At 34.9% G+C, this 18,807-nt stretch carries 11 protein-coding genes; 4 read left to right on the forward strand and 7 right to left on the reverse strand.

The window, feature by feature from the left end:
- Positions 1-233 precede the first annotated feature (233 nt).
- On the forward strand, positions 234-641 hold the full coding sequence (locus tag QNJ50_RS24235; protein ID WP_366914326.1) for a VanZ family protein: 408 nt from the start codon (positions 234-236) through the stop codon (positions 639-641).
- Positions 642-671: 30 nt separating this feature from the next.
- Here the strand turns inward: QNJ50_RS24235 and QNJ50_RS24240 are convergent, their stop codons facing one another.
- The 3 genes from QNJ50_RS24240 to QNJ50_RS24250 form a co-directional block, all read right to left on the reverse strand.
- Positions 672-1,997: a DUF58 domain-containing protein gene (locus QNJ50_RS24240; protein WP_300640718.1), complete on the reverse strand. Its 1,326-nt coding sequence runs from the start codon at positions 1,995-1,997 to the stop codon at positions 672-674.
- A gap of 119 nt (positions 1,998-2,116) precedes the next feature.
- Positions 2,117-3,067: a MoxR family ATPase gene (locus tag QNJ50_RS24245; protein WP_300640699.1), complete on the reverse strand. Its 951-nt coding sequence runs from the start codon at positions 3,065-3,067 to the stop codon at positions 2,117-2,119.
- Between the two features lie 248 nt (positions 3,068-3,315).
- Positions 3,316-3,534 carry a hypothetical protein gene (locus QNJ50_RS24250; protein ID WP_300640700.1) on the reverse strand — a complete coding sequence of 73 codons (219 nt, stop codon included), beginning with the start codon at positions 3,532-3,534 and terminating at the stop codon, positions 3,316-3,318.
- Positions 3,535-4,778: 1,244 nt separating this feature from the next.
- Here QNJ50_RS24250 and QNJ50_RS24255 point away from each other — a divergent pair.
- Positions 4,779-5,447 carry an ATP-dependent Zn protease gene (locus QNJ50_RS24255; protein ID WP_300640702.1) on the forward strand — a complete coding sequence of 223 codons (669 nt, stop codon included), beginning with the start codon at positions 4,779-4,781 and terminating at the stop codon, positions 5,445-5,447.
- Between the two features lie 307 nt (positions 5,448-5,754).
- On the opposite strand, the gene QNJ50_RS24260 is transcribed toward QNJ50_RS24255, so the two are convergent.
- Together QNJ50_RS24260 and QNJ50_RS24265 are read right to left on the reverse strand one after the other, a co-directional pair.
- Positions 5,755-7,134 (reverse strand): hypothetical protein, encoded by a 1,380-nt coding sequence (locus QNJ50_RS24260; protein ID WP_300640704.1) that lies wholly within the window; start codon positions 7,132-7,134, stop codon positions 5,755-5,757.
- Between the two features lie 261 nt (positions 7,135-7,395).
- On the reverse strand, positions 7,396-8,958 hold the full coding sequence (locus QNJ50_RS24265) for an NAD(P)/FAD-dependent oxidoreductase (RefSeq protein WP_300640706.1): 1,563 nt from the start codon (positions 8,956-8,958) through the stop codon (positions 7,396-7,398).
- Between the two features lie 924 nt (positions 8,959-9,882).
- On the opposite strand from QNJ50_RS24265, the gene QNJ50_RS24270 reads away from it, so the two are divergent.
- Positions 9,883-11,412: an HlyD family efflux transporter periplasmic adaptor subunit gene (locus tag QNJ50_RS24270; RefSeq protein WP_300640708.1), complete on the forward strand. Its 1,530-nt coding sequence runs from the start codon at positions 9,883-9,885 to the stop codon at positions 11,410-11,412.
- Positions 11,413-11,508: 96 nt separating this feature from the next.
- Here the strand turns inward: QNJ50_RS24270 and QNJ50_RS24275 are convergent, their stop codons facing one another.
- Both QNJ50_RS24275 and QNJ50_RS24280 read right to left on the reverse strand, forming a co-directional pair.
- Positions 11,509-14,793 carry a PAS domain S-box protein gene (locus QNJ50_RS24275; RefSeq protein ID WP_300640710.1) on the reverse strand — a complete coding sequence of 1,095 codons (3,285 nt, stop codon included), beginning with the start codon at positions 14,791-14,793 and terminating at the stop codon, positions 11,509-11,511.
- Positions 14,794-15,214: 421 nt separating this feature from the next.
- Positions 15,215-15,814: a hypothetical protein gene (locus QNJ50_RS24280; protein WP_300640712.1), complete on the reverse strand. Its 600-nt coding sequence runs from the start codon at positions 15,812-15,814 to the stop codon at positions 15,215-15,217.
- Between the two features lie 1,857 nt (positions 15,815-17,671).
- On the opposite strand from QNJ50_RS24280, the gene QNJ50_RS24285 reads away from it, so the two are divergent.
- Positions 17,672-18,807, forward strand: a 1,136-nt coding sequence (locus QNJ50_RS24285) for a calcium-binding protein (protein ID WP_300640714.1), incomplete at its 3' end; no start/stop codon positions are given.

The raw sequence follows: 18,807 nt of genomic DNA on the forward strand, positions 1-18,807 counted from the left end.
CTCATTACTCATTACTCATTACTCATTACTCATTACTCATTACTCATTACTCATTACTCATTACTCATTACTCATTACTCATTACTCATTACTCATTACTCATTACTCATTACTCATTACCCATTAACCATTACCCATTAACCATTACCCATTACCAATTACCCATTACCCATTACCAATTACCTAAAAAATGTTACAACAGACTTGACATAAATATATTTAAATATAACCTAATGATGAAATCCCATCGTTTTTGGAAGATTGCATTTTATATTTACGTTGGAATAATTTCAGCAATATCTATTTCAGCATATTTAAAAATTATCCCCAATGAAATTAAGCAGTTCCCCCACTACGATACTATTCTGCATTTTCTATTGATGGGATTCTCAGCTTTTTTGGGACACTTAGCTTTCAACAAACGCAAGGTAAAAATAAATCTCACTACCCTAAAATTTTCTCTTCCTCTAACACCAATAGTTATTAGTATTTTTATTTTAATAGAAGAGTGCTTACAAATATTTTCACCCAACCGTAGTTTTGATTTAGTCGATCTAGCTGCTGATTTTTTTGGGATTATTTTATTTACTTGGCTGGCTGAAATAACTAAAATTAATAATGAAAATACTTCTAAAAATTAACATTGCACATTCCTAGAAAAAATAAGCATTTCACAATTGATTGCGTGCCTTAATCAACAAATATCTATCTACTAACTGTTCAGTAATTCCATCTGCGGGTGCATCAAGCACCAATACACCCTTTTGTTTCAGTTGAGCAAATGCAACTTGTCGTTGTGCTAATAAATCTAAAGCCACAGCACGTTCGTAACTTCCGGTAACATTTTTTGTAAAAGTATTTGCTAAACTATCAACTTTGCGATCGCGCAAGGTTACGCAAAATGGAAGATAGCGCGGTGCGAGTCGGGAAAGAGCAGTTAATAACTCCCCTGAAGCAGTAACATCTACAATATCCGTAATAATTACTACTAAGCAGCGTCGAGTTTGTTGTTGTACCACCTTGGTTACAGCACTTAAATAATCTGACTCCAATAAAACAGGTTGAATTGGTGTCATACGGTCAATCAAACGATTTAAATGTTGTTTTCCTCGTTCCGGGGGAATCCATGTATGTATTTGTCGGTCAAATACACCCACCCCCACGCGATCGCCACGATTTAAACCTGCAAGTGCTAAGGATAAAGTTGCATTTAAGCCCCAGTCGAAGCGTTGTAAACCAGAAACTTGAGAAGTCATTAACCGACCTCGATCTAATAATATCAGTAAAGTTTGTTCGTGTTCTGGTTCCAATACCCGTACCAAAGGAGTTGCATTTCCATTTGCACCCAAACGACGAGCAGTAGCTTTCCAATCAACGAACCTTAGATCGTCACCCGTTCGATAGTTGCGTAATTCTGCAAACTCAGTACCTATACCTTTTTGTCTCAACTGACGTATCGATCCAGAAGACTGCAAAGTTAAACGAACCGAAAGCGATCGCAATCCAACTAAATCTGGATAAACTTTAGCGTTCAAGCTTTGAGGAATTTTCCAATCGTCCCATGCAAATCCCCAAGCACCAAGTTGTCTGACTTGAATATCCCCCCAAGTGAATTCTCCTCGCTCCTTAGGATGGACTGTATAAGTTAATTCCTTAGTACTATTAGCAGGAATAACTGCACGTAAAACTGATTTGGAAACATTAAAATTACTGGGATAGCGATCGCAAACTTGAATTATGGCGTTAGCACCTGAAGATTTTACACTGAGTAATACTGGATTATCCCTACCAATTGACAGTCGTAGTTCTAATTTTCTATTTACCTCAACTCGATTGCGTCGTGTCATTAACCCATCGATCGCCATTAAACCCAATACAATTCCATCAAATAATAGTATCAAGCTAATACTCGTTCCAACCCCAAATAAAATAGCTAATGGGATCGCAATAATAATAGGAAGTAACAGTAAAAGATAAGCTTTTTTTGAAGGTAACATGGCGGAAAGTATGGGAAGATAGGGAAGTGTCGGAGGTGTGGGAAGAGTCGGAGGTAAAGACAACAGGAAAACAACTGATAACTGCTAACTGCTAACTGCTAACTTTTAACTGACACTGTTCACCTCGGTACCGGTACTTGATTGAGAATAGATGTAATGATTTCATCAATATGTAAACCATCCAACATTGCTTCTGGTTTCAGAATTAGACGATGTCGTAACAAAGGTATTGCTACAGCTTTGACATCATCCGGAGTGACAAAATCTCGATTTGCTAACCATGCAGCAGCTTGAGATGTTACTAACCATGAACCAGCACAACGGGGTGATGCACCCAAAGCTAAATCAGGATATTTACGAGATAATTCAACTAAAGCTAATAAATAATCTATAATCGCTTCAGATACTTTTACTTTTTTAACTTGTTGTCTTGCTTGTAATATTTGTTCTACTGTAGCTATGGGCTGGAGTTGAGAAATATCGAGACGTCGCGCAGCAAATCCTGCTTGACGATTAAACAACATCTGCTTTTCAGCTGCTTTATCCGGATACTCTACTGTTAACTTAAATAAAAATCGATCTAATTGTGCTTCCGGTAAAGGATAAGTCCCTTCAAATTCTAATGGATTTTGTGTTGCAACCACAGAAAACAACTCAGGTAATGGAAGACTTTCCCCATCTAATGTGACTTGCATTTCCTCCATTGCTTCGAGTAATGCTGCTTGGGTTTTAGGTGGTGTGCGGTTAATTTCGTCTGCGAGTAATACCTCTGTAAAAACTGGACCCTTTTTCAAAGTAAAACTACTGCTATTCAAATCAAAAATATTAGTACCGGTAATATCCGCAGGTAAAACATCTGGGGTTAACTGAATGCGCCGAAAATCAGCTTGTATGAGTTGCGCAAATACCTTTACTAACAGAGTTTTACCTGTTCCTGGTACTCCTTCCAAAATTATATGCCCATTTGCTAACAAGCCAATCAAAAACTGATGTATTAAGGTGGATTGTCCCACTACTACATCAGAAAGTCCTTTATTCAGGCGATTTATTACTACTCTAATTTCATCCATCGTAAATCGGGATTGTTCCTTTAGGAATTAAAGCATAATTCTTTTTTGTAAATCACAAGTACTTTAGTTCACCGCAGTGCAGTACCTAAAGTAAAAGGACTAATTAACAGCTGAAACGATTATTATAAATTTACATAATATAGAGACGCAACAATGTTACGCCTCTAAAATATCCACATAAATAAATTTTCATTCACTTTTGCTGCAACACCTGATTTTAAATCGAAATAGAAAATTATATCCAAGCTTTACTTTTCATAAATACTGTTATTATCCATCATAAACTCAATAAGTTTCTTGTTTTTTTTATGGAATTTAAGAAGTTCCAAATACGCCAAAGGAACAAATATAATCCATAAAATACTTCCAACGACTAAGATAATACCAGAGAAAAATCTCTCATTTGTATTCATTTCTTTATCTGCAAGATAAAAATCTAGCCATTCTCGAAAAAAACAAATAGCCATTAGTAAGTAAGCTAATATGGCAATGTAAGTCAAGATTGAATGTATCATAACTGCTATTTTCTATTGAATCAAAATAAAATTCTTATTTATACTTTCTATGTAATATCAATAATATATTTATATTATAATTCGCGGGTAAATTAAATATGTTAAATATGTCATCAATTTATGATTGAGATACATTACCTACTTGTACAATAAAATTATTTAATTGTTTGACCTTGAAAAGAAAATTCCCTAATTGTTAAATACATTTTTTATGTTTTACAAAAAATCTCACAGTTAATTCATTTTTTTATTACTCTATCAAATAAATAATGAAAATATTACTGCATAAACACTGAAAAACCTGTATTTACCTGATACATTTTGCTATTAAAATCATAATCTTCATTTTAAGAGACTTGGATTATACATACCTTCATCTATAGTTTATAAACTAGTTTTTTTATTAATACTTGTATCAACAAATAAACTACTTTTTTCAAAAAAAATATATCTTTTTAGGTATTAAATATGTTTTTGCCTACTGTAATTTTACTTATAAAAAATTTACAATTTAAAACAAATTTTGATTGGTTTATAGTATATCTTTTGTAGATTATAGCACTTATTGTGAGTCAGTATTAGATAAGCGATATTGCTTAATTTACAAAGGTAACAAATATATTTGTGAAAACTTAAATGTATTTGGGTTTATAAGCAAAGCATTGGATAAATTTCTAATAATTGTTTTGACACATATCTTTGGAAACTGATGGGGATAGGATAGTCATGTAGCGATATATGTGAGTTGAAGTTTGCGAATTTTAGCTAAATTTACTATGTGGTCTTCTAAGATATTACGGGAGATGATGCTATTGCTCGGGAAATTTTGCAATAGATTCAATAAAAATAACTTTTGTGCAAGTCTGCAATATTCTCTATGAATCAATACGCTTCAAATAAGCCTGAATTTCTTAGTAGAGAATTGAAATAGAGAAGTATCTGTGTCCTGGGGAAACACTTTGCTAAAGATGAACGCGTCTCAAAGCGTATCATTTATAAAAAAATTCTTAACTGAAGCGTATTGCTTTATTATGGGTAACTGCTGAGTATACTGCAGTTCTTCATATCAACAGTTTGAAGTTTGGATAATTCCGAACAAAAGTAATTTTAATGAAAAAATTTCTGAAGATATGTTCTGAGAACCTCACCTTGTTACATAATTAAGAAATATTAAGCTGCATTAATAAAATCTGAAAATGAGTCAATTAGCTATTAACTTGATTGCGATCTCAGTGTTTGCAATGACTATGTCCACTTTGTTGGGACCATTGCTTAATATTTCACAGACAATTCCTGCGATCGCAACTTTTGCAATCTTAGGAGTTGCAAGTGTAGATAGCTTTGCTTGGGAAGGGAAAGGGGGAAATTTAATATTAGACTCAATAGCTCGTTTTTCTCCCAAGTATAGAGAACGTATTGTCTATCATGAAGCCGGACATTTTCTTGTCGCTTCTTTATTAGGAGTTTCTATTACAGGTTATACACTAAGTGCTTGGGAGGCTTTGCAACAAAATCAGCCTGGACAAGGTGGGGTAAGTTTTAATGATGAAGAATTAGCACAGCAAGTGGGAACAGGTCATATTAGCGCCCAAATGTTGGATCGCTACTGTACCGTGTTAATGGCTGGAATTGCTGCGGAGAAACTAATTTATGATGAAGTCGAGGGTGGTGCGGATGATAAAAGTAAGCTAAATGGGATTCTAAATTCCTTAGGCTTTTCCCCAAATAGCAACAATCAAAAATCACGTTTTTACACTTTACAAGCAAAAACCTTAATTCAAGAAAATTGGTCTGAATATCAAAACCTTGTTGATGCGATGCATGAGAGAAAATCAGTTAGCGAATGTCTAAAAGCATCCAAATAAAAAGTTTTATCTGGTCTCATTGGTAGAAATGCAAATCCCAGGTACCTTTAAGTTTTAAGGTTCTAATACCTTTTTGATCGGTAAACGCCAAAGTTGGGCAGTTCGCCCAATTTTATACCTTTTAATTTAAGATTATCGATTAATTTAAGATTGTTGATGTGTAAAGGAAATCGATCGCCATAACACTACTTTTGATTTAGAAATCTCTAATTGCAGAATTCCCTAAAAAATAGCCTTACCAACGCGATCGCATAATCGCAAAATTTTAAATTTCAATTAACTTGTTTTTTTGAATAAACTGAATTTTCTAGTTGTTTTGCAATAATTTTGGTATCCAATGTCTTTTCGCTGATTGTTTTTCTCCACTTATAGCCTCAGCGAGATATTTCATTGCAGCATCTTTAACTTTTACTACTACATCTGTAGCAATAATTGTATCTCCGAAAGTTAGAGTTAGATGCATTTTTCCCGCAACTGTTACCACTTCCAAGATTTTTTCTACTCCGTCTGAGTATACAACAGGTCCCATTAAGGCTTGCAAATGCAAGTTACCATAATCAACTGGAATATCTAATTTACCAAGATTACTAATTACAATGCCTGTAAATATTTTATCTAAACCTTTCTTCTTCAGTAACTTAGAAGCCATTTTATCGTTTAATTTTCCGTGTTTAGCAAAGATAAGCCCATCCATCAAAGATGGGGATAATAAATTTAACTTCTGGGACTGAAAAATATTTTTATCTGTCAATTTCTGTTTGATTTTTCGATCCATTATTCGTACCATATCCCAAAAGGATTTTTTGGGATTGTATTTCAGCCTAAAATTCACGCCAGCTGAGGCATAAAAGCCAACAGCTTCGCCAATAGGTTGAGTGAGGCGACTTCTGAAGTCAACTGGTACTAAAATATTTTGTAAATAAGCCTGAGAATTACCTTGAATATCTGTTTGAGCAGCAAGAAATGCGGTATAAAGAGCGCTATTAACGGTGACTTGTTCTTGATGACATCGAGAGACTAAACTAGATGTTTGCGCTTCTGTTAATTCCCAGTTCAGTATTGATACTCTGTTATTCTGCCAGAATGTTTGATGAAGGTCTCTGTAATCGTTCTCATTAAAGGAGATTTTTTTGCGTGTCCATTTTTTGTTTATTCTTTTGACAATTAATTTGTAGAAGAAACCACCTGAAGCCGATAATGGAAGACAATCTTGCACTGCTGGTGGAATAATTGCTGGAGTTTCGACATCTTCCTTGGGTTTATCCAGATATACCATGATGTCACGAAGTAGATAAACCAATGAACGACCATCACAAATACTATGATTGGCAGTAATCATTAAGTCTGAAACTTCAGAAGATTGAAGCAGAACAAAACGGATTAAGGGAGCTTTCTCAACAGAAAAAGCAGATTTTATTTCTTCTGCAGTTACCTCGATCCAATCTTCATCCGTGAGTCGCGCTATGACTTTTACAGGTATTTCAGGAACATCTTCTTGTATAAACCATCCATTAGAATCATCATCTAAGCTAACGCGAACACCCAAAAGGAAATGCTTTTGCCTGACTTTGGATACCGCAGACTTTAGTTGCTCTTTAGAAATCAGTCCTTTGATTCTGGCAACCATAACAACATTTGCGTTCGGCATCCTGAGAAACCTACGCTCTGTCCCATTCATTTTTCTCATACTTTTTGCCTACACAGTAGAGTCTGCTAATTTTCGCTCTCAGATTTGTTGCAGCACAACATCAAATCTCGAGTTCGCATTTCTTACCTCCCGATCGTTGATTACTAAAATTCTTATTTCTAAGTTTGAGAAAAAAATATGGGGAACTTGTGAGGAAAATTAAATATTTCCTAGGCAAATATTTTTTAGGCTTGTTCTTGAAGGACTTTATTCCCACTCAGATAAGACTCTTATTCTCTCTTGTATTCCTCAAGTAGTACATTAAATTGCATTAACTACAGCCTTATTTGCTTTGACTTGTCCCCAAACAAATTGTCCGGTCATCAATTCCACTACATCCATGGCATTACCAATTACGCCAGGAACACTAGGATAACCTGCACTAGCACCAACAAAGAATAGATTGGGCAACTCTGTAGTGTATCCCAAACGGTTTAAACCGACTTGTTGTGGTACTAATTTTGCACCGTAAATATTACCCTGTGGTTGTCCCAAATAAAATTCACTGGTGGTGGGTGTACCGTAAACTTTCATCCGAGCATATTTATCTATATCTGGAATTAACTCTCGCACGCTGGTCATAATATGTTGATAAACTTCTCGCTTTTTAGCCTTATAGGCTTTCGGATCGGTTTTATGTAAAATTTTAAATGACTCGTAAGGACAAACTGTAGCAATTTCTAGAATATGATGTCCTGGAGGTGCAATTCCCGGTTCATCTGTTTTCATTGTCGGACAAGACAAGAAAATCCATGGGTGACTCATATCACCCCGTAATTGTTTTTCGTACTCTGCATTCAAGTTACCCGTAGGATAATACCAAATATTCCAATTACCGATGCCATAATTTTCTGGCTCAAAGCGGCTATCTAAACCTAAATAAATATTAAAAGCGCTGCTGGAATATTCATAATCGGTCAAACGTTTCAATTCCCGTTTGCTTAAGACTTGGGAATCATGCATTAATTGCACAGTCAATTTAGGGTCAAGGTCACTAATATAACCATGAATTGCTTGATACACACTACCATCAGCAATTACACTTTGGATTTTATCTTCATTAACTTGAATATGTTCTACTGGAGTTGAGAGTTTAACAACACCTCCACCTACCGTAATTGCTTCAACAATGGTATTAACAAAATGCCTAAAGTGATGTTTGGGATAGTAAGCACCTTCTAAGTAGTCCCAAACTAGCGAGGTATGGGTTAATAAAGCAATTTCTTTTGGAGGTAGGGCATAATCGCCACTTTGTCCTGCAAGTACAGCTTGTAATTTAGCAGACAGCCCTACGTGATCGTATAAATCTTGTAATGTCCAATTTCGTTTGAGAAATAGATGCCAGTATTTTGGTAGTTTTAACCAGTCATACCATTTTTGATCAAACCAATGTACTTCTCGCACCAAGTCATGAATTTCTTGATGTAAGTGCTTGATTGTATTGCAGTACCGATTGATTGCAGATGTTTCCTCGGGGAACTCATAGAGTAGACGCGATCGCAAATTTTCCCATCCTAGAGGAATTTTAAAATCAACCTCCGGTGTAATCACTCGATCGATACAATTAGGGTCGAGGCTGTTAAAATCCATATCTTTTTCGATATAGTTTAAAAATTCAGCAATCGTATGACCGGAAGCACATTGGGAAATATAATGCACGTCTGCACAAAAGCTATATTCACCATAGTCGAAAGTGTGACAACAACCACCTGGTAGATAGTGTCTCTCAAGAACTAGAACCCGTTTTCCTTGTTTGGTCAAACATGCTGCTGTAGCAAGTCCTCCCAGTCCTCCTCCAAGAATTATGTAATCAAAGACTTCCATGTATCGCCTCCTAGAACAATTCCTAATTCCTTTTTAGAAGCTCTTACTTCAAGGATCATGTCTTAAAAATCAACGATAATAGTGCATCAATATTTGCTTATCAGTTTTGCTTGCAATACTAAAAATATTGAATATATGCCATCCCGTTTCTTACATTTAAAAAATACTTTAGATACAGAAAAGCATAAAAAATCTGAAGTAGTTCTTAATTAATGATAGAGTTAAGTATCAATATTTTTCTGATGATAAGCTATATAATTAGACTAAAATACCAGACCGTGTTTCAAATTTTAGATAATTACAAAAGTATAGCCGATAGAATTTATAGCTTTATTTCGCCTGGGTCTATTTTATTCAATACCAACAAATTATCATTGCCAATAAAATCAAACAAATTAGATTTACTGGCTATTTCTCTACATATATAATTATATCTATTAAAGAAAAACTTATTATTAAAGCGCAAAGTAAATTTGTATTTGTTTACTAATATTTACGTTCGTGTTTATTTGAAATACCTCTATACTAATCATTTAGGATGATTCTGGTCAAAGTTATCATACAAGTAGTTTTGTCAACCATAAATGCTAAATAATAAACTCTAAATTACAAATTCACTATTTACTAGAATCACAAATTAGGATATAAATATAGAAAATTTTTTAGTACCTAGTCTCAAGAATAATTTTCAATAGTCAATATAAAAATTAATTAATTCGTTAGGATTCGTGTAGATTAGAACATCAAATTACTTTCTATTAGTTAGAATTTAATCAACGGCTCTTTGACCCTGAAAATTAAAATATTTACTTTAATTCATCCCTTTAGAGAAAATCATAGATTTATCAATTTTTCTCAGCTAAAGGTTTTTCTAAACTAAAGAACTAAATTTAAAACTTAGTATTGCATAATACTTGGGTATTTATGAAGCAGTTACCTTTACAAAAGCAAAAAGAGCAGCAGCAAATCAATCCAAAACCAAGGTCTCAGCTAGTTAAAAAGCGTATACCTATACTCTCTCGCCAACAGTGGATATATGTTTCTCTTGGACTTGCTACCTGTGTGCTTGTGATTTTAGCACTCCGTCCAACGCCAATCCTGGTAGATACTGGGTTGGTAGAACGTGGTACGCTGCAAACAACAGTCAATGCTGAAGGAAAAACCAGAATCAAAGAAGATTTTGTCATTTCTGCACCGGTGAATGGTCGCCTTGACAGGATTAAGTTAGATGAAGGTGACTTAATAAAAAAAGGAAGTATTGTCGCCCGGATTGATCCTTTACCATTAAATAGTGCGGTTAACGAAGCTTTAGGAAAATTAGCAGAGGCAAAATCGCGACGTCAAGGTGTTGCGACCCTACGACCAAAATCAGAACAATTAGCTCAAGCTCGCAGTCGAATAAGCGCAGCTCGAGCAAATCAACTTCAGACAGAAGCGAGAGTAACTCAAGCAAAAGCAGCACTGGAACAAGCGCGACACGATACAAAACGCGCGAAGGAACTTGCAGCACAAGGAGTAATTCCCTCTCAAACTAGAGAAAGAGCAGAACTAGATTTAGTTACCCGTGAAAAAAATTTAGAATCAGCAACTTTAGCAGCTAGAGCAGCAACAAAAGAATTAGAGGTTGCACAAGCTGCACTCAAGGTACTTCAAAAAGAACAACGCGATCCTGATTATTTGCTCAAAGTTTATGATTCTCAGGTTGCTAGTATTGAAGCACAACTGGCAAAATTGCAAGATGATGCATCTCGCACTAATATTCGTTCCCCCATAGAAGGAGAAGTCTTGCGAATTTTGCAAAAAAGCTCGAGCTTTGTTAGCGAGGGTACCCCAATAGTTAAAGTTGGCGATCCAAAAGATTTAGAATTGGTAATTGATGTCCTTTCACAGGATGCACTCAAAATCAAACCAGGAAATACAATCCTGATCGAGCAAGGGAATAGTGATATTAAGGATTCACCGACAAATTCCTTAAAGGCTAAAGTTCGGTTAGTAGAACCGTCAGCTTTCACTAAAGTTTCTGCTTTAGGAGTTGAAGAACAGCGTGTAAATGTGATTGGTGATTTTATTGATCCACCAACTAATTTTGGTGATGCTTACCGAGTGGACGTACAAATAGTGGTGTGGGAAAGCAATAATATTTTGAAGGTACCTTTAAGCAGCCGTTTCCGTTGCGATCGCAAGTGGTGTGTTTTTGTTGTTAGGAAATCACAAATAATAAAATGTCCTGATGTCGGTTTTGCTCAAAATATTTGTAAAAATGCGAGACGTTTTATTTCTTGGGTCTCATTTAAGGATGCTAAAGTAGAACGTCGATTTGTGGAGATTGGAAATCGTAGTAACTATGAGGTAGAAGTTCGTCAAGGATTAAGTGAGGGTGAAGTGGTTATTTTACATCCCAATGAAAAAATAGAAGCGGGTATTGCCGTAAAATCTCATAAAAATGACAGTTAGAATCAATCAAGTTTGAGGGTAATTGCAAATATAACAAATATAAGTATGATACCAATCAGATATGATATCTAAAAATATGATATCTAAAAATAATAGCTAACAATCATGGATTAGCTCATGTAACTTTTGTAATAAATCTTTACTAGTATAAGGCTTAGCTAAAAATGCTTTAACTCCAGCCTTTTTCGCTGCAGTAATTTTTTCAGTTGAGGGCAGTCCGCTAACAGCAATAATCTTAACTTGAGGATTTATCTGCTGTAAGTTGTATATTGCATTTAAACCATCCATTGATGGCATCATTATATCCATGATGACCGCACTTATATCATTTTTGTGTTGAACATAAACTGCGATCGCTTCAATTCCGTCGCTAGCCGTAAGTACTTGATAATTGTATTCTTCTAAGGATGTTTTGCTAATTTCCCTAATTACTGGTTCATCATCTACGATCAGAATTAATTCTCCCTGTCCGATTGGTACTTCCTCTTGGCTATCCCGCATCGTTTCTGCTGTATGCGCTGCTGGTAAGTAGATTTTGAATTGACTACCTTTGCCAACCTCACTGTATACATTTATAAAACCATCATGACTTTTGATTATACCAAGGGCAGTTGAAAGACCTAAACCTGTACCCTTTCCTTGTCCTTTAGTGGTAAAAAACGGTTCAAAGATTCTTTCTAAAGCTTCTGGAGGAATTCCTATTCCTGTATCCGAAACTGTAACTGCGATATAAGACCCTACTTTAGCATTGATGTTCATTGCGGCATATTCTCGATCAACATCAATACTTTCCGCATTTATACTTAAGGTACCACCATTAGGCATGGCATCCCGGGCATTAACGCAAAGATTCATTAATACCTGATGTAGCTGTGTTGCATCTCCATAAACCGTGGGTAAATCTCGGTCTATACCCACCTCAATGTCAATGGATTTAGGGAAGGTATTACGAACAAATTCCCTGATTTCAGAAATTATATGCTTAATTTGTAATGTTGTGCGATCGCCTTGCATCCCACGTGCAAATGATAATACTTGCTTAACTAAAGTTGCTCCCCGTTTCGCACTAGTTTGCAGCATATCGAATAAATGCTTTGTATGGTCGTCTGCTTGTGGAAGTTTCAGGGGTAAGAGTTGAGCGATCGCTAAAACTGGTGTCAAAATATTATTTAAATCGTGGGCAATACCACCGGATAAAGTCCCAATACTTTCCAAACGTTGTGCTCGAAGAAACTGAATTTCTAGTTTCTTTTGCTCGGTAATATCAGTATTAACAATAAGTATCGATTTAGGATTTCCCTGCTTATCTCGCATTAAATTCCAACGACTAGCAACTGTTATGTCAGTTCCAGCTTTGGTGATTTGTTTTAATTCACCTCGCCATTTACCTTGCTCAAAAAGTATCTGTTGGATTTTTTGTTCTGATTCTGCCGGGGGGAAAGCTTCGGAATATAACAGGTCTTTAGCATTCTGATTTAAAGCTTCTTCTGAAGTAAAGCGATACAAACGTTCTGCACCTTTGTTCCAAAATAAAATTCGGTTGTCCAAACTCTGGACTAGAATTGCATCGGTAGCCACATCTAACAAAGCAGCTTGTTCTCCCACCTTCTGTTGGGCTTTATTTCGTTCAGTTACATCAATTAAAACAACTAAGGAACGAATCAAATTACCATCTGCATCTTGTTCTGCAATTGCAGATAACAATATATCTAATATTTTTCCATCTTTTCTAAAAATTTGATATGGAATATCTTGACAAAAACCTTTTTCCAAGTATTCCGGTAAGGCGACCTCAATTGCATATTTCCGAGATTCTGGAGTGAGAAATTCCGTTAATTTACGCCCTAATACTTCCTTGGACTCATAACCCAGCTTTTCTAACCAATATTTGCTAACACTAATCAGATTTCCGGAACTATCAATTGAATGTAACATAACCGGAGTATTCTCATAAACGTAGCGATATCGTTTTTCACTTTCTTGAATATCCAATTCCATTTGCTTGCGTTCTGTTACATCTCGCGCTACAGAATATATTAGTTCGCCGTAGGGAGTTGCATTCCATTGCAACCATTTGTAGGAACCGTCTTTGCAGCGATAGCGATTTTCAAAAGCAATAGTTTTGATTCCTTGAGCAAGTTTATCCATTTCTGCTAGTGTGGCTGGTACGTCATCGAAATGAATAAAACTTAAAAATGGAAGAGCAAGTAGTTCTGCGCTTGTATAACCCAAGGTTTTTTCAAAAGCCGGATTTATGCGTTTAAAGTAACCATCGAAACCAGCAATGGAAAGCATATCCATAGAAAGAGAGAAAAAGCGATCGCGTTCTTCTTCTGCTTGCTTGCGTTCTTCAAGTGCTGTTTGTACTTGTTGATAAAGTTGAGTTTGTTTGGCGTAGCTTTGTGATAACTCACTTCTTTCTATTTGTAGCTGTTCTACTTTTTGCTGCAATAGTTCTAAAACCCCATACATTTCTCTAGGATTTAAGGCTTGCAGTAAGCTACTTTCTGTAATTATACCCCTTAGTTTTCCACTTTCTGTAGTCACAACCAAACGTCGTATCATATGCTGCTGCATTTTTTGGTGTACTGACCATAAAGAGTCTGATGGACGTACTTTAAACAAAGGAGTACTCATCACGGCTTGTACCTGGATGTCTGCAAAGTTTAACTTTAGCCGCTGAAATTGCAAAATATCCCATTCAGTAACGATCCCAATCGGAGTTACACTTAAAACTTCTGAATGATTGTAGTCTCCACTATCCTTGTCTTCCTCCACAATTGCCACGCAACTAACATTATGCTCAACCATTAAATTAACTATATCAATTAATGATGCTGTGGGAAAAGCATAAATAGCTGGAGTACTTACAACTTCGCTGACACAGCGAAATCTCAACCATTCGCTAGGATGTAATGTTCTTCTTATACCTCTGGGGGTGATAATTCCTAAAACTTGATTTTGCCGGTCTAAAATTGGTATGTGGCGAATTCCACGCTCGTAACTCAAATGTAAAAGAGCAAAAATATCTTCAATCTCATCGATTTTCAGAGTAATAATTTCCCTACTCATTACTTCTGCAATGGTCAATTCTTCCAATCTTTTAGCTGTAGCGATTACTTTAACTATATCTCGCTCAGTAAAGATACCAATTACTTGCGAATCATCCACTATCAATGCACATAAACCACGTATTGGCATTAAATATTGTTTATTAATTTTTGATTGTTTATTAGTTTTTGAAGGGCTTTCAAAGTGTTCACAATTTTTTACACACCCGTTACTCATCAACTCAATAACTGCAAGCAAAGATGTATTGGGAGATACAATTATATAGTTATGTTCAATAGCCTTTTCTAGATAAAATAATTGATTGTGCATAAGTAATACAGGTAAAATATTGTGAGAAAAGTAATGTTTCTCCAATGTTAAAGATATAACAAGTTTAAGTTTGTGTCAGTCTGTAAATAATACCTTGATATTGAGTTTATAATTTACAAATATTGTCAGGCTTTGCTTAATATTTTTTAATTTAACCAAATTTCAATTCTTATTGATTAAATACCAATCAAAGCTTGAACATTTAGCATATAATGGGTAAATAATTCACACAATAACATAGTCAGTATTTATCATTTGTCTCTATAGATATTTGACAGCAAAAATTCTCATGAAATAGATAAACTCAAAATAAGATTTTACCTACAACACTTTCTAATTTTTATATTACTTGTGAATTCAAGGAATTATTGGAGGGACTTATAAGTAAAATTCAAAAATTTGGTTAAATTTACTAGGTAGATTATGCTTTGCAAAGATATGGAAACCCTTCTTTATTCCAATCAGATTCTTGCTTTCTTCTACCGCTCCACATAGGAAAGCCATTTTTGTCTCGCAATTTTACGGTAGTTTCTCCTTTTGTTATTTGGGCGGCGATAATCGCTGGTTGTCCATCAAAACTGATTCTTGAACCTATTATTTTTAACGTATCATTTGGTTTAATCTCAATTTCTTGGTTTTCAAGATACCAAGATGGTCCCAAATGAATAGGAATTACTTCATTTGTTGTTTGTAGTTGTAAATGTACGCCGTGAGACATTCTGTGTCTGGAAGTAAAATAATCTACGCTTAATACTTTGCCCTTAATTGTTTCTACTGTTTTAGTGTTGTATCTTCTTCCACCTATATCCCATTTAGGACAGTTATTCTGAACGATATCTTCTGATACTAACTGATGATTAAACTCTTGTACTTTTGTTGTATCAACAATAGAATTATCAGCAAAAATCGTTGGTCGGTAAAATCGAGTGTACGGTATAAGGCTACACCCTGTCATCCCTTGTAAAAATATCACGCAGATAATAGTAACAACTAAAAGTTCAAGGCTTTGCATAATTTTCATTATGCCCTCCTCGCTGTGCATCATCGTTTGAATCTACTCATTTGCAATGAGACTGACTCTGTACCTCTAAAATAAATAATTAATTTGAGGAATTTGTGAGCCTTATGCAGATGCAATAAGCAGGTTAAGCGCAAGAAAAATTGAGCTGAAATGTGGTAGCTAGCAAGTATTATGACCATACAGGAGGTTTTATTTCAATGGAGTAGCCCAAAACCTTGTAGAGACAAGACAGAGCCTGCGGCGACGGCGGTTCGAAAGGTGACGTTAGTCATAGCCTCTGTCGTGTCTAATTGTGTATTCGATGACAATGCAAACTGCTGAATTAAGCCTTTGTTTTTAGAGTTAAGTAGTAAGACAAAATTAATTACATAAAACTTAGTCTAAAACCCTTGTCAAACCTAGAAACTCACGTGTAAATATTTCTGTCCAATTACTTATTGAATTTATTTCTCAATATTGTTGAAAATAGTATGTCTTTGTTGATTCTTGCTTTTAGCCTGATGTAATAAATTCTTCCAGATATACAAATATTTCTTTACACCTATAAGGGATAAAATTCTTTTCCTTAATATATTCATATCGATGTTGTTAAATAAACGGGAGTATCCACTTTCAAAAGATATAAAATTTTTGGGAATAAAATTTTACAGAAACCAAAAGTGCTCTCAAGTAAACATATTATGTATAATTTTTTATGTTTCTGTTTGTTTCAGACAGCGGTATTATAAATGATGTAAGCTGCACGCATATCTCATAAAGATGTGGTCTTTATCGTTCAGTTTTATCAGCTTTTCCTAAATTGACTATATAGGATAAAGATTATTTTTTCCTTGTTAGTTAAAGTATCTCAAATTTATAATTTTTGGAATAACTATAAAATCTAGTTGGCTTCTAATAGTGGTAGTTTAAAATTCTTAATTATTCAATTTCATACTTTACCCAAATACAATTATACCTTGGGATGAAAAGAACTTGATGCGATTGAAATTACATAGTATCAGATAGTAATACTACATTAACTCACAATAGCGAATATTCATATTCAAAATACTCACTGATATCTTATATATCAGATACCAATTTCCTTAATTGTAACCGTTGGACTAATATATTCTTTTGTATAACCCTTTAAATCTACCTTACGACATAATTATCTTTATTCAATACACATGATATGATTTTATTTTTGTTATTCGATTTTAAATTCCGTATTAACATAACATTTTAGGTAACTATCTCGCTTGATAAACACTTAAATTTTATTCACTCTCAATAGTTAGTTTTATCAAATATACCTCGCTGTACTTTTAAATTTTAGTGCGGTACATCTCTACTAATAAATTAGCTAAAGAAAAATATTTTCATTTTTCTCAAAATAGCAACTTTATTGATATTTTATATATTTTAGCAATTGCTTAATCAGGAATAAATAAAAGTGTATATTTTTAGCTGTATATTTATTCCTAGCCACAAAAAATAAAGAGTAATGTTTTTTGCGATTGGTTGGCTTTTTTTTAATTAGCCTTGATGTTCATTGTGTTGAACAAATTGAATCACAATTTTGTCTGAAAATTTTCAAGTCAATTTAAACTGAATATCTCAGAAAGCAAAGAATTGAAATTGAGAGGGATGGAAAAAAGTGATATTGACATAATTTTCACCTAATTGATTTATCACATTTTGTTTTTGCGATGTAAGACCTATGAAAGATTGCTAATTGTAGTTTGAGTTATTGAATTTCTTGAAAATCAAAACTATATATGATTAGCACTTAATTTACACATCGTAAATTAAGATACATGTGATACTTCCTAGCTAGATATCGAATTACTAACTATTAGACTCTTAGGGGGAAACATGAATACCAGCAACAAGGCGCTTAATAATTCATTTAATCAAGACAGAATAGCCAATAGTAACAACTTTATTACTATTGTCCCGGAGCTTACAAATACAGCAATTTTAGACGGCGAAAGTTCGTTAACGGTTGATATTAGAGAAGACAATGGTGCTATCGATACTGTGTTATTTGGTGGCAGTGATTTTTTTAATCCAGGATCTCCTGTTTCTGACTTTGGTCTTCAAAACAGTACGAATACATCCTCTTTTGTGCGAAATAACACAAGCGGTTTCACCCAGCAACCAGTTAGTGTTAGGAAAGATGATGACTCTATAGTGGTTACAGGAACTTATACTCAGGGAGGCGCGAACGTCGATTTTAAGCGTATTTACACTCAAATTGAGGGATTTAACGCCTTTGAAGTTGAAACAGAATTTACAAACAATGGTTCTGATATAGAACTTCGTTATTTCGATACCTTTGACCCAGACCAAGGAGTCGATCAGGGAAATGGTTTTCGGACTTTCAATGATGTGTTGACACTGGATACTGGTGCTGGTATTGCCAAAATCGGTCAAGCTACAGAATCTGGTGGTTTAACATTTATTTTGGGTTCTCTCGACCCTGATGCGACAATTGCTTCTGGAAATCCTTTTAGTATTTTTAGCGGTTCAAGCTTAAATAATTTCTTTACTTCTCCATTTGATGGTAATGGATCTTTTGCTGACTCTGGAACACACATTGGTATCCAATTGGATTTAGATGCTGGAGAAACAGAAAGTTTTAACTACTTACAAAGTTATGGAGAAACAATAGATGAAGCCCAAGAACAATTTATCGAGGTATTAACTCCGGTTGAACTATTGGGAACTGAAGATGATGATGTTTTGAGTGGTAGTGACCGTCGCGATATTATTTTCGGTTTAGGTGGAAATGACATTATTCAAGGGCTTGGTGGTAATGACCAAATTTTCGGCGGTGGTGACAATGACCTGATTACCGCTGGTAATGGTAAAGACACCGTGGAAGGAGGAACTGGTTCTGACCGAATATTTGGTAATAATGGCGATGATAACCTCAGCGGTCAGTCAGGACAAGATGACATCCTTGGTGGTGACGGTAATGACCTAATCAATGGTGGTAGCGACAGCGA

This window comes from Mastigocoleus sp. MO_188.B34 (assembly GCF_030065675.1).
Classification (GTDB): Bacteria; Cyanobacteriota; Cyanobacteriia; order Cyanobacteriales; family Nostocaceae; genus Mastigocoleus.

Excerpts from the sequence above, each read along its gene's own strand:
- QNJ50_RS24235 (WP_366914326.1), top strand. The coding sequence starts at position 234 with ATGATGAAATCCCATCGTTTTTGGAAGATTGCATTTTATATTTACGTT.
- QNJ50_RS24240 (WP_300640718.1), bottom strand. The coding sequence starts at position 1,997 with ATGTTACCTTCAAAAAAAGCTTATCTTTTACTGTTACTTCCTATTATT.
- QNJ50_RS24245 (WP_300640699.1), bottom strand. The coding sequence starts at position 3,067 with ATGGATGAAATTAGAGTAGTAATAAATCGCCTGAATAAAGGACTTTCT.
- QNJ50_RS24250 (WP_300640700.1), bottom strand. The coding sequence starts at position 3,534 with ATGGCTATTTGTTTTTTTCGAGAATGGCTAGATTTTTATCTTGCAGAT.
- QNJ50_RS24255 (WP_300640702.1), top strand. The coding sequence starts at position 4,779 with ATGAGTCAATTAGCTATTAACTTGATTGCGATCTCAGTGTTTGCAATG.
- QNJ50_RS24260 (WP_300640704.1), bottom strand. The coding sequence starts at position 7,134 with ATGAGAAAAATGAATGGGACAGAGCGTAGGTTTCTCAGGATGCCGAAC.
- QNJ50_RS24265 (WP_300640706.1), bottom strand. The coding sequence starts at position 8,958 with ATGGAAGTCTTTGATTACATAATTCTTGGAGGAGGACTGGGAGGACTT.
- QNJ50_RS24270 (WP_300640708.1), top strand. The coding sequence starts at position 9,883 with ATGAAGCAGTTACCTTTACAAAAGCAAAAAGAGCAGCAGCAAATCAAT.
- QNJ50_RS24275 (WP_300640710.1), bottom strand. The coding sequence starts at position 14,793 with ATGCACAATCAATTATTTTATCTAGAAAAGGCTATTGAACATAACTAT.
- QNJ50_RS24280 (WP_300640712.1), bottom strand. The coding sequence starts at position 15,814 with ATGAAAATTATGCAAAGCCTTGAACTTTTAGTTGTTACTATTATCTGC.